Here is a 14,408-nt window from a genome sequence, read left to right as displayed (position 1 = left end):
GTCACGTCTCGCACCGAGCGGCCGACGGCGATACCCACCGGCCGTCAGGTCGGCTGTCCGAACAGCTCCCGCAGCACGTCCTCCATCGTCACCAGCCCGGCCAGCCGTCCGTCCGCGCCCATGACCGCCGCCAGATGAGTACGGCTGCCCCGCATCGCCGTGAGTACGTCGTCCAGTGGTGTGCTCTCCCGTACCCGTGCGACGGGACGCAGGTCGCGCAGCCGGAACGGCGTGTCCTGTGCCGAGGCGTCCAGCGCGTCCTTGACGTGCAGATAGCCGATGATCCGCCGGTCCTCTTCGACGACCGGGAAGCGCGAGAAGCCGGACTCGGCCGACAGCCGCTCCAACTGCCCCGGAGTGATGCCCACACGCGCGTAGACGACGCGTTCCAGCGGCACCACCACGTCGCGCGCGGGCCGGCGGCCCAGTTCCAGTGCGTCGTGCAACCGTTCCAGCGCTCGGTCGTCGATGAGCCCGGCCTCACCGGAGCTCTTGACCAGGCGCGCCAGCTCGTCGTCCGAGTAGGTGGCCGTGACCTCGCCCTTCGTCTCCACGCCCAGCAGTGCCAGCAGCCCGTTCGCGAGGGCGTTCACGGTGAAGATCACCGGGCGCAGCGCCCGGGACAGTCCGACCAGCGGCGGCGCGAGCAGCAGCGCCAGGCGCATCGGCTCCGCGAGCGCGACGTTCTTCGGCACCATCTCACCGAGCAGCATGTGCAGATATGTCGCGAGGACCAGCGCGATCACGAACGATATGCCGCTGCCCGCTTTCTGCGGGATGCCTACCGCGTAGAACACCGGTTCCAGCAGGTGCGCGATCGCCGGTTCCGCGACCACACCGAGGACCAGGGTGCACAGGGTGATGCCGAGCTGTGCCGCGGCCAGCAGTTCCGATACGTGCTCCAGGCCCCACAGGACGCTGCGGGCGCGCCGGTCGCCCGCCTCGGCGTGCGGTTCGATCTGGCTGCGACGGACGGAGATCAGCGCGAACTCGGCGCCGACGAAGAAGGCGTTCAGGACGAGCGTCAGCAGACCGATCAGTAGCTGCACGAGGGTCACTGTTTCCCCTCCCCGGCGGGGGGTGGTGCGTGCATGAGCACGCGTGCGGCCCTGCGGCCGGAGGCGTCCACCACGTCGAGGCGCCATCCGGCGACTTCGACGGTGTCGCCCTCGGCCGGGATACGACCGAGTTCGGTGGCGACGAGGCCGGCCAGCGTCTCGTACGGGCCTTCGGGCACCCGCAGTCCGACGCGTGCCAGTTGGTCGACACGGGCCGAGCCGTCGGCCGAGTACAGTGCCCGGCCGGCCAGGTCCGTGCCGGCCGGGGCCAGGTCGGGCGTCTCGTGCGGGTCGTGCTCGTCGCGTACCTCGCCGACGACTTCCTCGACGATGTCCTCGAGTGTGGCGACCCCGGCGGTGCCGCCGTACTCGTCGATGACGACGGCCATCGTGCGCTTGCCGGAGAGCTGGTCCAGCAGCCGGTCGACGGTCAGGGACTCCGGGACGAACAGCGGCTCGCGCATCACCTGGACGACCGAACGTCGTGGTCGTGCGTCGGCGGGCACGGCCACGACGTCCTTGATGTGTGCGGTGCCGACGACAGTGTCTAGGCTGCCGCGGTAGACGGGGAAACGCGACAGGCCCGTCGCGCGTGTCGCGTTCGCCAGGTCCTCGCAGGTGGCCCGTACGTCCAGGGCGACGACCTGGACACGCGGCGTCATCACGTTCTCCGCGGTCAGGTCGGCGAGGTTGAGAGTGCGGACGAACAGCTCGGCGGTGTCCGCCTCCAGTGCGCCCTTCTTCGCGGAGTGCCGGGCGAGCGTCACCAGTTCCTGGGGGCTGCGCGCGGAGGCCAGCTCCTCGGCCGGTTCCATGCCCAAGTGACGCACGGCGCGGTTGGCCATCCTGTTCAGATGCCTGATGAACGGACGGAACGCGGTGCTGAACCAGAGCAGCGGCGTACCCACCCGCTTGGCCACGGCCAGCGGTGAGGAGATCGCCCAGTTCTTGGGCACCAGCTCACCGACCACCATCAGGAAGACGGTGGACAGACCCGTGCCGATGACGAGGGCGACGGACGTGGACGTGGACCGTGACAGGCCCAGTGACTTCAGCGGGCCCGCGATCAGCCTGGCGATCGACGGTTCGGAGAGCATGCCGACCACCAGGTTGGTGACGGTGATCCCGAGCTGGGCGCCGGAGATCTGGAAGATCAAGCTGCGTACGGATTTCAGGGCGCCCGACGCACCGCGCTCACCGCGCTCCGCGGCATGCTCCAGCTCGCTGCGCTCGACCGTGGTGAGGGAGAACTCGGCCGCGACGAAGCCACCGCAGGCGAGCGAGAGCAGAATCGCCACCAGCAGGAGGAGCACTTCGGTCATCGGGTCACCTCCGTCCCAGGATCGTGCAGGGACGCGACGACCGCGCGATGTCGGGGAGGGGGATGCTCGCTCATCGACGGACACTCACACTTCCATGGTGGGGCGGCCCGATCCACCCCTGGCAAAGATTGCGCAAAGTGAGTCAGGGAGTGAAGGGCTTCACCCAGCGTCGCCACTGTTCCTGGGGTGTGTACCCCGCGGCCCGCCACACGTGGTGCGCCCTCTCGTTGCGCTCCAGGACCATCGCGTCGCCGCGTCGCCCACCGAGCCGTACGAACCGCTCCTGCGCGGCGGCCAGCAGCGCCGAGCCGATTCCGAGACGGCGCCGCTCGGGATGGACCGCCAGCCGGTACAGGTGACACCGCCAGCCGTCGAAGCCGGCGATCACCGTGCCGACCAGCTCGCCGTCCCTCCCCCAAGGTCTCGACTCCGTTCGACCCGGGGGGACCCCCATCGCCAGGATCAACGCCTCGGGGTCGTGGGCGACCAACCGTTCCACGCCGTCCCGGTCGTCGCTGATGCTCGTGCCCTCGGCTGCCAGCTTCCAGAAGGCCAGTACGACGTCGAGGTCCTCGCATCCGGCGGCCCGTATCCGCAGATCAGTCATGCGGCGATGACACCATGCACCGCGATCTTGGGCGGGCAATTCCAGCATGCGGACGGCCTGATCGATGCCGGCAGCCGATTCCGGCAGGTGGACGGCTACGCGCCGCGCAGCTCCTCCATCACCGGCGCGAACGCCTCCATGTACGGCTCCAGAACGGTCAGATAGGTGAACCCGTACCGCTCGCGTTGCGCGCGCACCTGCCCGACGATCTGCTCCACGGTGCCGAGCAGGAGGATGGGAAGTGCCAGGACCTGTTCGAGGGTCGGGCCCTTGAAGCGCTCCAGCAGTTGCCGGGCCACTCCCACGCGATCGTCGGTGACCACGACCATCTGGACGAGCAGGTTCAGCTCGGCGGGTTCCGCGCGGTCCGCCGCGAGCTTCCGGTACAGGGCGACGCGTTCGTCGAGCTCCTCGTCCGTGATCGGCGCCAGCTTTCCTGTCGTGCTTCCCGGTACAGTGCGGGCGCCCGTGAACGCCGCGATGTCGGCGTGCTCGGCGGTGAGCTTCAGCATCCGGTCGCCGTTGGCGCCGATCAGCAGCGGTACCCGCGGCCGCTGCACGGGCTGCGGCTGGTGCTCCGGCAAGCCGAGTAACCGGTCCAACTCCTCGACCACGTGCCGGAGATGGTCCACGCGTTCCTTCGCCGAGCCGTACGGCAGTCCCGCCTTGTCGTGCTCGGCCTGTACGTAGCCGGTGCCGAGGCCGAGTTCGAGGCGCCCGTCCGTCAGCGCGTCCGTCGTGGCCACCTCGCGGGCGAGCAGCACTGGATTCCAGAAACCGGCGTTGAGTACGAACGTGCCCACCCGGGCACGCTCGGTCGCCCCTGCCGCAGCGACCAGTGCCGGGAACGGTGCGGGCCAGCCGAGATGGTCGGGGACGAGGATCACGTCGTAGCCGAGTTCCTCGGCGCGCCGGCACTTGGCGCGCCATTCGTCGGCCGGTGCGGGATCGAGCAGATTGACGCCGAAACGGAACGGACGTGGCATGAACTCTCCTCAATCACAGATGAAGTGACTTGAGTGCGTGCCGAGTACATCATTCGTGCGCGATGGCCGCCAGTACGTTCATACGCGAGGCTCGTAGCGCGGGCAGCAGTGCCGCCACCACTCCCACGACCGCCGAACCCACCACCACGGCGGCGATCGTGCCCCACGGGATCGCCAGCGCTTTCATGCCCTTCAGCGCGAGGACCTGCTGCGTGCACACGCCCCACACGAGTCCCAGCGCCAGCCCGAGCACGGCCCCGAAGACGGCGATCACCACCGACTCCAGCCGGATCATCCGGCGCAACTGCCGCCGCGCGAGCCCGATGGCGCGCAGCAGCCCGATCTCACGGGTGCGCTCGACGACCGACAGTGCCAGAGTGTTGACCACCCCGAGCACCGCGATGACGATGGCCAGGCCGAGCAGCGCGTACACGAGGTAGAGCAGCACGGCGATCTGGTCGTGCACCAGCTTCTTGTAGTCGGCCTGATCGCGGACCTGGACCTGGGGGTAGGCGTCGAGGGTCTTCTCCAGGTGGGACCGCAACCGGTCCTTGGGCGTCCCGGGTGCCGCGTTGACGTACAGCGCGGAGTCCTGCCCGCCCGGTACGTACTTCTCGAGCGTCGCCATCCCGAGGAACAGCCCGCCCTTCACACCGAAGCCTTCCGCCCCGCCCTGGTCGGTGAGCGCGCCGACTCTCAGACCGGCGTGGCGTCCGCCCGGGAACTGGACGGGGATCGTGCTGCCAAGGCGTACACCATGGTTCCTCGCGAACTTCACGTCCATGGCGATGGCGCCGTTCGCGAGCGCGGTGGCCGAATCGCCCCGGGCATAGGTGATGTGGGCGACCTCGTCGAGCCGTGGATCGTAGCCTCCGGCCACGGTCTCGACCCGTTCGCCGTCCGGCAGCCGCACCGCCACGGCGGTGTGCCGCTCGCGGACGACGAGCCCGGCGCCCGCCGTGGCCCGGACCCGGTCGGTGATCTCCCTGGGGAACGGGCGGAAGGTGCCGCTCTGCACCATGAAGTCGGCGCCCAGGGTCTTGTCGATCTGCTGGTCGAAGGACTTGGACATGGAGGCGCTCGCCACCGACATCCCGCCCACCAGGGCGAGCCCGACCATCAGTGCGGACGCCGTGGCGCCGGTGCGGCGCGGATTGCGCAGGGCGTTGCGCTGGCTCATCCGCCCGACCGTGCCGAACAGGGCGGGGAAGGCTGCGCCCAGCACCCGGATCACCGGGCGGACCAGCAGCGGGCCCGCGATCACCGTCGCGACGAGCGTGAGAACGACACCGACGCCGAGGAAGGAGGTGGCCGACGCGACCTTCGTCGCCCGCGCGCAGCCCGCCAGCGCGGCGACCCCGAGCGCGCCGACGATCGCGCCCGCCACCGCGCGGACCCTCAACGGGCGCCCCACACCGGCGACTTCCGCGTCCGCGAGGGCCGCCATGGGGGAGACTCCGGCCGCCCGCCGGGCCGGGAGATAGGCCGCCACGAAGGTGACCCCGACCCCGACCACGTACGCCGAGACCGGAGTCACCCAGCCGATCACCATCTCGGTGGACCTGATGTTCATACCGAACACGCTCATCAGCCGGATCAGCCCGGCCGCGAGCCCGATGCCGGCGGCGAGCCCCAGCGTCGAGCCGGCCAGCCCCAGCAGCAGCGCCTCCGTCAGCACGGATCGGCGCACCTGCCGCCGGTCGGCGCCCAGCGCCCGCAACAGGCCCAGTTCCCGGGTGCGCTGGGCGATGAGCATCGAGAACGTGTTGACGATGAGGAACACGCCCACGAGCACCGCGATGCCGGCGAATCCCAGCATCACGTACTTGATCACGTCGAGGAACGTACCGAGCCGGTCGGTGTCGGACTTGGCCTGTTCACCCGCGGTCTTCACCTCGTACGCGGAGGAGTGGAGCGCGGCGACGATCCGTTGCTTGAGCCCGGCGTCGCCGACGCCCGGCGCCGCGTCCACCGAGATGCTGGTGGCCGCCGCGGGGCTGCCCAGCAGCCTGGTCTGGGCGGTCGGGGTGTCCAGGAAGACCAGGGCGGCACCCGGGTTGGTGGTGGTGAACGTGGCGATCCCGACGACCCGGACCTTGAACGAGCCCGGTCGCGCGAGCACCGTCAGCGTGTCGCCGATCCGCACGTGCTTGTGCCGGGCGGTGTCCGCGTCCAGAAGCGCCTCGCCGGGGCCGCGCGGCGCGTGACCCGAGGTGAGCTTCACCGGGCTGCGCTTCGTGACGGTCCAGTTCCTGGCGATGGTGGGCGCGCCGGTGGTCGGCCCCACCGGGTCGTGCCTGCGGTCGACGACCGTGATGTCGCTGACGGCGACGTCCACACGGGTGGCCGCAACTCCGTCGACCTCGGCCACCCGCGCCGCCAACGCCGCGGGCAAGGTCTCGGTCGCACCAGAGGGGAGCCGCGCGTTCAGGTCCTCCTTGGGGCTCACGGTCACATCGGCCGCCGTGGAGGCGAACAGCCGGTCGAAGGTCCGGGTGACCGTGTCCGAGAAGATCAGGCTGCCCGCGACGAACGCCACGGACAGCAGGACGGCCAGCGCCGACAGGGCCAGCCGTCCCTTGTGCGCCAGGAATCCGCGCAACGTCGCCTTCAGCACGGTCGCCTCAGTCCTCGTAACCGGACACGTCGTCGAAGGCAGCCGGGGGCGTGTCCGCACCGGGGGCCCGGCCGCTTCTGCCGGCGAACCGACGCATGCGCTCCAGCACCGCCTCCGCCGTCGGCCGGTCCCTCTCGTCCACGATCCGGCCGTCCGCCAGGAACAGCACCAGGTCGGAGTGGGCGGCCGCGCCCGGATCGTGTGTGACCATGACGACCGTCTGCCCCAACTCGTCGACCGCCTCGCGCAGAAAGCCCAGGACCTCAAGACCTGCCCGCGAGTCGAGATTGCCCGTCGGCTCGTCCGCGAAGATCAGCTCGGGGCGCGAGGCGAGCGCCCGCGCACAGGCGACGCGCTGCTGCTGCCCGCCGGACAGTTGCGACGGCCGGTGCTTCAGCCGGTCGCGCAGGCCCAGCGTGTCGACGACCTGGTCGAGCCACTTCTGGTCGGGCTTGTGGCCGGCGATATCCATGGGGAGCGTGATGTTCTCGGCCGCGTTGAGCGTCGGGATCAGATTGAAGGACTGGAACATGAAGCCGACCCGGTCCCGGCGCAGCCGGGTCAGCTCGCGGTCCTTCAGCCCCGTGATCTCGGTGTCGCCGAGCCAGACCTGACCGGCCGAGACGGTGTCGAGCCCTGCCAGGCAGTGCATCAGTGTGGACTTCCCCGAACCCGAGGGGCCCATGACCGCGGTGAAGCGACCGCGGGCGATGTCCACGTCGACGGCGTCGAGGGCGAGCACCATCGTCTCGCCCGAGCCGTACGCCTTCGTCAGACCGCGGGCGCGGGCGGCGAACCGGTCCGCCCCGGCGCTGCCCTGGGCGTGTTCCGCAGCAGCAGTCGACAAGACCGCCTCCTCGTCGTGGACGTACCGGCGTCCCCGTCATCCCTGTCCTCGCCGAGGGTAGTGCGAGGCGCGGCACACCCGGTATCCCCCAGAAGTCCAGGCGCGTCTCCGTCATGGGACGTGCCCCGGGCACCGGCGCAAGGGGGGCACCAGCCGGTCGCCGGCGGTGTCAGGACACTACGGCTCGATCGCCGAGCTGAACGCCTGCGCGTTCCATGTTCCGCCCAGCCGGGATGCCAGCCAGTTGGGTGCCCCGGCACGGAAGTCGGCGGGCGTGTACGCCCCGGCTCCCGCGGGCAGCGCGCCGAGCAACGGCGCTCCGGCCACCACCGGAAGGTCCGCGAGGTTGCACCGTGCCGCGAGATCGGCCGCCTGCGGCCAGCTTCCGATGACGACTCCCGCCAGGTCCAACCCTCGGAACCTGAGTTCACGTGCTGTCAGTTCGGTCGCGTTGAGCGTGCCGAGGCCTGCCGGCGCGACCACCAGTACCGGTGCCGCCAGCAGCCGTGCCGCGTCCGCCAGGGTGCCGCCCTCGTCGTCGAACCGTACGAGCAGCCCACCCGCACCCTCGACGAGGACCAGATCGTGCTCGACGGCCAGTTTGGCGGCCGCTTCCGCCACCTCATGCGGCCGCACGGGCGGCATCCCGGCCCGCCGTGCCGCCGTCCCGGGCGCCAACGGCTCCGGATAGCGGGCGAGTTCGACCGTGGTGAGCGCCCCTGAGAGCCGGGCCGCCTCGTCGGCGTCCCCGCGCTCGTCAGGCCCCACGCCCGTCTGCGCCGGCTTGAGCACGGCCACGGACCGTCCGGCGGCGACGGCCACCGCGGCGACGGCGGCCGTCGTGACCGTCTTGCCGACCTCCGTGCCGGTCCCCGTGATCACCAGTACCGACATGTCATCCCTCCCGTGCCGCCGCGCCCACCGCGCGGGCGATCCGTGCCACGTCCGCGTCGTCGGTCACATACGGCGGCATCGTGTAGACAAGGTCGCGGAACGGCCGCAACCACACACCCTCGCGCACCGCGGCCCGCGTCGCCGCCGCCACGTCCACCTCGTGGTCGAGCTGGACGACCCCGATGGCGCCGAGTACCCGCACCTCCCGCACCCCGGGCACGGACGCCGCTTCCGCGAGCCCTTCCCGTAGCCCTGCCTCGATGCGCTTGACCTCCGAGAGCCAGTCCTGGCCGAGCAGCAGGCCGAGCGAGGCACAGGACACGGCGGCCGCCAGCGGATTGGCCATGAAGGTGGGGCCGTGGGCGAGCACCGGCACCTCGCCCCGGGAGATCCCGTCGGCCACCCGCGGGGTGCACAGCGTCGCCGCCATGGTCAGGTAACCGCCGGTCAGCGCCTTGCCCACGCACATCACATCCGGTGTCACCGCGGCATGGTCCGCGGCGAACAGCGCGCCGGTGCGCCCGAACCCCGTGGCGATCTCGTCGAAGACGAGCAGCACGTCGTGCGCGTCGCACGCCTCGCGCAGCACCCGCAGATAGGCGGGGGAGTGGAAGCGCATCCCGCCCGCGCCCTGCACCACCGGTTCGACAACCACCGCGGCCAGTTCGTCCGCGTGCCGTTCGATCATGGCGCGCAGATGGTCCGCGTACGACTCCTCGTACGTGGCCGGCGGCGCCTTTGCGAACACCTGCCGGGGCAGGGCGCCCCGCCACAGTTCGTGCATCCCGCCCTCGGGATCGCACACGGACATCGGGTGCCAGGTGTCGCCGTGGTAGCCGCCCCGCCAGGTCAGCAGGCGCTGCTTGCCAGGGCGGCCGAGCGAGCGCCAGTACTGCAGGCACATCTTGACCGCGACCTCGACCGAGACCGAACCGGAGTCCGCGAGGAAGACGTGCTCGAGACCCTCGGGCGACATGTCGACAAGGAGCTTGGCGAGCCGAACGGCCGGCTCATGGGTGAGCCCACCGAACATCACATGGCTCATCCGCTCGAGCTGGGCACGCGCGGCCTCGTTGAGCACCGGGTGGTTGTAGCCGTGGATCGCCGACCACCAGGACGACATGCCGTCGACGAGCTCGCCGCGGCCGTCCGCGAGACGCAGGCGCACACCGCTCGCCGACTCCACGACGAACGGCTCCTGGCGTCCCGGCATGGGGCCGTACGGATGCCAGACATGCCGCCGGTCCAGGTCCAGCAGCTCGTCCACGGGCAGCTCAGGCATTGGGCGCGAGATCCGTTCCGGCACCCCGGCGGCGTACGGCGACCAGGTCCGTACGGGACTCGCCGGCCTGTGGGTCGCGGGCCGCAGCGGAACCACAGGCACCGCTGCCCTCGTGAGATCCGCATCCGGCGCTCTCGTGACTGCCGCACCCGCCCGCCGCCCGGTGCTCCGGCAGCGTCACCTGCTCCGTGCCCTCCACCTCGAACCCGGCGTCCGCGATCATCTCCAGATCGGCCCGGCCCGCCTGGCCCTCGCTGGTGAGGTAGTCACCGAGGAAGATCGAGTTGGCCACGTGCAGGGCCAGCGGCTGCATCGTACGGAGGTGGACCTCGCGGCCGCCCGCGATGCGCACCTCGACGTCCGGGCACACGAACCGCACCATCGCCAGGATCCGCAGACACCGTTGCGGGGTCAGGTTCCACTCCTTCGCGAGCGGGGTGCCCTCGAAGGGGATCAGGAAGTTCACCGGAACCGAGTCCGGGTCCAGCTCGCGCAGCGAGAAGACCACGTCCACCAGGTCCTCATCGCTCTCACCCATGCCCGCGATCAGTCCCGAGCAGGCGGACAGGCCGGCCGCGTGCGCCTTGTGCACGGTGTCCACCCGGTCGGCGTAGGTGTGGGTGGTGGTGATGTCGCCGTAGGTCGCCTCGGACGTGTTCAGGTTGTGGTTGTAGGCGTCCGCGCCCGCGGTGCGCAGCCGCTCGGCCTGGCCGTCGGAGAGCAGGCCCAGGCAGGCACACACCTCGACGTCCTCGTTCTGCTCCTTGATCGCCTTGATGGTCTCGGAGACCCGGTCCACGTCCCGGTCGGTGGGCCCGCGCCCGCTCGCCACCAGACAGACCCGCTTGGCGCCGCCCGAGACGCCGGCCGCGGCGGCCTTCGAGGCATCGTCCGGCTTGAGCCAGGTGTACTTGAGGATGTCCGCCTTCGAACCGAGCCGCTGAGAACAGTAGGAACAGTCCTCAGGGCACAGCCCGGACTTCAGGTTGACGAGATAGTTGAGCTTCACCCGTCGCCCGAACCAGTGGCGGCGCACCTTGCCGGCCGCAGCCACCACATCGAGCACGTCGTCGTCGGAGGTGGCGAGGACCGCGAGCGCCTCCTCGCGGGTCGGCGTCTCGCGCCGCAGCCCCTTGTCCACCAGCGTGTTCAGCAGGTTCATGGGAGCCGATCCTGTCCTACCGGAGTGCCTCGGGCCAAGGAGACTTCGCACAACAGACACCGTTCGCGGTGTGGGTATCACCACACCCCGGATGGGCTGCCCTGCGGCTAATGTCTGTTCACTGCTTACAACGCCCTGGGAGACCTATGGCATTCGACTGGATCGAAGAGCAGGCGCAGGCGCGCCGCCGGGCCGGGCTCGTCCGCACCCTGCGCCCCCGTGCCGCGGACTCCCCGCTGTTGGACCTCGCGAGCAACGACTACCTGGGCCTCGCCCGCCACCGGGAGGTCACCGAGGGCGCGGCTTCGGCGGCTCGTCGGTGGGGTGGTGGCTCCACCGGCTCCCGGCTCGTCACCGGCACCACGGATCTGCACGGCGAACTGGAGCGAGAACTGGCCGACTTCTGCGGCTTCGAGGCGGCCCTCGTCTTCTCCTCCGGGTACGCGGCCAATCTCGCGGCCGTCACCACGCTCGCGCCGCACGACTCCCTGATCGTCTCCGACGCCGGCAACCACGCCTCGCTCATCGACGGCTGCCGCCTCGCGCGCGGCACCACCCAGGTCGTCGCCCACGCCGATCCCGACGCGGTCCGCAAGGCGCTCGACACCCACCGGGGACCCGCCGTCGTGGTCTCCGACACGGTCTTCTCGGTGGACGGCGACGCCGCTCCGCTGACCGAACTGGGCGCCGCCTGCCGGGAGTCCGGCGCCGCACTGATCGTCGACGACGCCCACGGCCTCGGCGTCCTCGGGTCCGGCGGCCGGGGAGCCCCGGGCGCGGCGGGGCTCGCGGGCGCGCCGGACGTGGTGGTGACGGTGACACTGTCGAAGTCGCTGGGCAGCCAGGGCGGCGCCGTGCTCGGCCCGACGCCGGTGATCGACCATCTGGTCAACGCGGCCCGGACGTTCATCTTCGACACCGGGCTCGCCCCAGCCGCCGTCGGCGCGGCCCTCGCGGCGCTGCGCCTGCTGCGCCGCGAGCCCGAGCGCGCCACACGGGCCCGCACGGTGGCGGCGGCCCTACACTCCCGCCTCGCGGCCGAGGGCCACAGGGTGGTGCGGCCGGACGCCGCCGTCGTCTCGGTGCGGGCACCATCCGCCGAACAGGCCGTGCGGTGGGCGGCCGACTGCCGGACGGCGGGAGTCGCCGTCGGCTGCTTCCGGCCGCCGTCGGTGCCCGACGACATGTCACGGCTGCGGCTGACCGCCCGTGCGGACCTCACCGACGAGCAGGTCGGGCACGCGGTGCGTGTGATCGGCGAGACGCGACCGTGAGCCGGTGAAACCGCCGTCCGAGCCCGGCCCGTGGGCACTGCCTGGCCGTACGTCAGGCGCCCTATCGGAGTTGAGTCATCGCCGCGCTGCTCAGAGTTGTCGGCCACCGCGGCCCTCCGCATACCCGCCGGGTTGACGGCGCACCAGCTCCGTCACCCTGGCGGGTGCCTCAGCGGACCCGCCCGTACCACACGTTCTTCGTCCAGATCTTCTGGAGCCTGACCACGTCCCCGGTCTTCGGGGAGTGCCAGATCCTTCCCTTCCCGGCGTAGATGCCGACGTGGTAGACGTTCCGGCCCGAGTGGAAGAACACCAGGTCTCCCACCTTGCGGTGGGAGGTGGAGACGTGGTGCGTCTTGTTGTACTGCGCCGAGGCGGTGCGGGGCAGCTTCTTGCCCGCCTTCTTGTACGCGTAGAGCGTGAGCCCGGAGCAATCGAAGCGATGCGGTCCAGTGGCGCCCCACTGGTACGGGGATCCCTTCTCGGATGCGGCGATCCGAAGCGCTTTCGCCGCCGGAGAGGCGGGCGCGGCGTGGGCGGCGACCCCGGGGGCCACGATGCTGCCGCCGACGGCGGCGATGGTGAGAGCGGAGGCCGTACCGGCCCGGGTCAGCAGCGATGGGACACGATTGAGCGCAGTCATGCGTCACCCTTCGTCAGCCGCCTGTGAAGGATGACCTGTCGGATTCGGGCTGGCGAAGTAGCCCGGCCGCATACGCGGCTTCACCCCAAGGACCGCCCGGAGCTCTCCGGTGGCCCGCATTGCTGGGTCCTCCACTCCTGCCGATCCACTCCTGTCGACCGGTCATCCAGGCGGCGGCAGGACTCGGCGTCCGCCCGGACCGCCCCGCCGCGGTGGCGGGGGCTTGTCGTCAGCAAGGGATCTTCACGCAAGGAGGTCGGAAAATCACAATGGAATCGGCGTTTTGTGGTGTTACTCACCATCCACCCGTTCGGGTGGATACCCCTGCGTTCGAGGGGAGTTGACGGGGTGTACGGGCCGCGTACCTGCACCGCAGCGTCCCTGTCGCCTCGAATAAGCGGTGGGTGCGCGGCCCTTCCTGTCCCCCGGAAGGAAGAGTGCCTACTCCGGACGTGGGTACGCCATGTGGACCGTTTCGGACGGGGTACGTCCGCCGTAGTGGTTGACGCCCTGTCAGTTCTCTTCGGGTGGCACCGTGAGACGAGCCGTGCGCCGTTCGCCGTCGAGGACGCGCAGGGCTCGGGCGAGCGTCGGGCCGTGCAGGTCGCTCTCCCCGCGCTGGTGCATCAGCGCCAGCGCGTCCCGCAGGGCCGCCGCCTTGCTTGCCAGCGCCTGGGCGGCGCGCAGCCCGCGGTAGGTGTCCGCGGAGTGCGCGGGGTTGATGCGGCCGAGCAGGTCGACCACGTCGAGGTACCGGTCGATCAGTTCCGCCTCGGCGCGGGTCAGTGCGGGCAGTGGAGGGAGTTCGGGCGGCAGCACCGGCGGCTCACCTCGCGCCGGAGTCGGTGTGTGACGCCCTGCGGGTAGGAATGACACGGTCGACCAGTCCGTACTCCACCGCTGCCGGTGCGTCGAGGATCTTGTCCCGCTCGATGTCGGCGGCGATCCGCTCCGGACTCTGCCCAGTGTGCCGTGCGAGCATCTCCTCCAACTGCCTGCGGGTGCGCGTCAACTCCGCTGCCTGGATGGTCAGATCACTGGTCTGCCCCTGTACGGGCTCCGGAAGGGACGGCTGGTGGATCAGTACGCGCGCGCCGGGCAGCGCGAACCGCTTGCCGGGGGTGCCCCCGGTGAGCAGTACGGCCGCGGCCGAGGCCGCCTGGCCGAGGCAGATCGTCTCCACGTCGCACCCGACGTACTGCATCGTGTCGTAGACCGCGGTCATCGCGCTGAACGAGCCGCCGGGTGAGTTGATGTACAGCGAGATGTCCCGGTCCGGATCCAGGTGCTCCAGGTGCATGAACTGCGCCATCACGTCGTTCGCCGCGGTGTCGTCGATCGGTGTCCCCAGGAACACGATCCGCTCGTCCAGCAGCTTCGCGTACGGATCAAGGGTCCGGTGCCCGTAGCTGGTGCGCTCGGTGAACTCGGGCAGGACATGGCGGGCGGACGGTCGGATCATGGCTCGCGCCTCCTCGGAGTCGGTCCCGTAAAAAACGTACAGGACGTACGTTCTTATGGCAGGGAGCCATGCTGAGAGCGAAAAAAGGCGGCCGCCGTTACGGGGCACAACGGGATCTTCCGTCCAGAGGGGCAGGTCAGGGCATCGGACTAACGACCTGGGGGCAATAGGGAGCGGCGTCGCGACGCCCGGCACGGCCGCTCGCGGCGTTGCCGAAATGTCCTAGTAGCTCCGCTACGAGGACCTTCCGGCGC

At 70.6% G+C, this 14,408-nt stretch carries 13 protein-coding genes and 1 riboswitch; of the genes, 1 reads left to right on the top strand and 12 read right to left on the bottom strand.

Annotated elements, in window-relative coordinates; genetic code table 11:
* Positions 1-44 precede the first annotated feature (44 nt).
* From ACWDEX_RS33285 to bioB, 9 genes are all read right to left on the bottom strand, one after another.
* Complete coding sequence (locus ACWDEX_RS33285; RefSeq protein WP_450468195.1) at positions 45-1,058, bottom strand: hemolysin family protein; 1,014 nt, start codon at positions 1,056-1,058, stop codon at positions 45-47.
* Complete coding sequence (locus tag ACWDEX_RS33280; RefSeq protein ID WP_450468194.1) at positions 1,055-2,380, bottom strand: hemolysin family protein; 1,326 nt, start codon at positions 2,378-2,380, stop codon at positions 1,055-1,057. Before ACWDEX_RS33280 ends, ACWDEX_RS33285 begins: the two co-directional genes overlap by 4 nt.
* A 142-nt stretch (positions 2,381-2,522) precedes the next feature.
* Positions 2,523-2,987 (bottom strand): GNAT family N-acetyltransferase, encoded by a 465-nt coding sequence (locus ACWDEX_RS33275; RefSeq protein ID WP_450468193.1) that lies wholly within the window; start codon positions 2,985-2,987, stop codon positions 2,523-2,525.
* 95 nt (positions 2,988-3,082) lie between these two features.
* Positions 3,083-3,973, bottom strand: coding sequence for an LLM class F420-dependent oxidoreductase (locus ACWDEX_RS33270; RefSeq protein WP_450468192.1), 891 nt, complete (start codon positions 3,971-3,973; stop codon positions 3,083-3,085).
* Positions 3,974-4,022: 49 nt separating this feature from the next.
* A complete protein-coding gene (locus ACWDEX_RS33265) occupies positions 4,023-6,590 on the bottom strand; it encodes an ABC transporter permease (RefSeq protein WP_450468191.1) in 2,568 nt (855 codons plus the stop codon).
* Between the two features lie 7 nt (positions 6,591-6,597).
* The gene (locus ACWDEX_RS33260) at positions 6,598-7,437 is read right to left on the bottom strand and encodes an ABC transporter ATP-binding protein (protein WP_450468190.1); all 840 of its coding nucleotides are present in this window, start codon (positions 7,435-7,437) and stop codon (positions 6,598-6,600) included.
* A gap of 177 nt (positions 7,438-7,614) precedes the next feature.
* Complete coding sequence (bioD, locus tag ACWDEX_RS33255) at positions 7,615-8,331, bottom strand: dethiobiotin synthase (protein WP_450468189.1); 717 nt, start codon at positions 8,329-8,331, stop codon at positions 7,615-7,617.
* 1 nt (position 8,332) lies between these two features.
* Positions 8,333-9,613 (bottom strand): adenosylmethionine--8-amino-7-oxononanoate transaminase, encoded by a 1,281-nt coding sequence (locus ACWDEX_RS33250; protein WP_450468188.1) that lies wholly within the window; start codon positions 9,611-9,613, stop codon positions 8,333-8,335.
* Positions 9,606-10,775 carry a biotin synthase BioB gene (gene bioB / locus ACWDEX_RS33245; protein ID WP_450468187.1) on the bottom strand — a complete coding sequence of 390 codons (1,170 nt, stop codon included), beginning with the start codon at positions 10,773-10,775 and terminating at the stop codon, positions 9,606-9,608. The genes ACWDEX_RS33250 and bioB overlap by 8 nt, the downstream gene beginning before the upstream one ends.
* 146 nt (positions 10,776-10,921) lie before the next feature.
* Between bioB and ACWDEX_RS33240 the strand changes: the two genes are divergently transcribed.
* On the top strand, positions 10,922-12,049 hold the full coding sequence (locus ACWDEX_RS33240; protein ID WP_450468186.1) for an 8-amino-7-oxononanoate synthase: 1,128 nt from the start codon (positions 10,922-10,924) through the stop codon (positions 12,047-12,049).
* 169 nt (positions 12,050-12,218) lie between these two features.
* On the opposite strand, the gene ACWDEX_RS33235 is transcribed toward ACWDEX_RS33240, so the two are convergent.
* From ACWDEX_RS33235 to ACWDEX_RS33225, 3 genes are all read right to left on the bottom strand, one after another.
* On the bottom strand, positions 12,219-12,692 hold the full coding sequence (locus tag ACWDEX_RS33235; RefSeq protein WP_450468185.1) for a C40 family peptidase: 474 nt from the start codon (positions 12,690-12,692) through the stop codon (positions 12,219-12,221).
* Positions 12,693-12,695: 3 nt separating this feature from the next.
* A riboswitch (cyclic di-AMP (ydaO/yuaA leader) is annotated at positions 12,696-12,875 on the bottom strand.
* A gap of 330 nt (positions 12,876-13,205) precedes the next feature.
* Positions 13,206-13,511: a hypothetical protein gene (locus ACWDEX_RS33230; RefSeq protein ID WP_450468184.1), complete on the bottom strand. Its 306-nt coding sequence runs from the start codon at positions 13,509-13,511 to the stop codon at positions 13,206-13,208.
* 7 nt (positions 13,512-13,518) lie between these two features.
* Positions 13,519-14,154, bottom strand: coding sequence for an ATP-dependent Clp protease proteolytic subunit (locus ACWDEX_RS33225; RefSeq protein ID WP_450468183.1), 636 nt, complete (start codon positions 14,152-14,154; stop codon positions 13,519-13,521).
* Positions 14,155-14,408: the final 254 nt, after the last annotated feature.

The sequence above is a fragment of the Streptomyces sp. NPDC001020 genome, from assembly GCF_053599115.1.
This window is presented reverse-complemented; position numbering and strand designations above follow the sequence as displayed.

Coding starts and splice junctions, on each gene's coding strand:
- ACWDEX_RS33280 (WP_450468194.1), bottom strand. CDS start 2,380: ATGACCGAAGTGCTCCTCCTGCTGGTGGCGATTCTGCTCTCGCTCGCC.
- ACWDEX_RS33275 (WP_450468193.1), bottom strand. CDS start 2,987: ATGACTGATCTGCGGATACGGGCCGCCGGATGCGAGGACCTCGACGTC.
- ACWDEX_RS33270 (WP_450468192.1), bottom strand. CDS start 3,973: ATGCCACGTCCGTTCCGTTTCGGCGTCAATCTGCTCGATCCCGCACCG.
- bioD (WP_450468189.1), bottom strand. CDS start 8,331: ATGTCGGTACTGGTGATCACGGGGACCGGCACGGAGGTCGGCAAGACG.
- ACWDEX_RS33250 (WP_450468188.1), bottom strand. CDS start 9,613: ATGCCTGAGCTGCCCGTGGACGAGCTGCTGGACCTGGACCGGCGGCAT.
- bioB (WP_450468187.1), bottom strand. CDS start 10,775: ATGAACCTGCTGAACACGCTGGTGGACAAGGGGCTGCGGCGCGAGACG.
- ACWDEX_RS33240 (WP_450468186.1), top strand. CDS start 10,922: ATGGCATTCGACTGGATCGAAGAGCAGGCGCAGGCGCGCCGCCGGGCC.
- ACWDEX_RS33235 (WP_450468185.1), bottom strand. CDS start 12,692: ATGACTGCGCTCAATCGTGTCCCATCGCTGCTGACCCGGGCCGGTACG.
- ACWDEX_RS33225 (WP_450468183.1), bottom strand. CDS start 14,154: ATGATCCGACCGTCCGCCCGCCATGTCCTGCCCGAGTTCACCGAGCGC.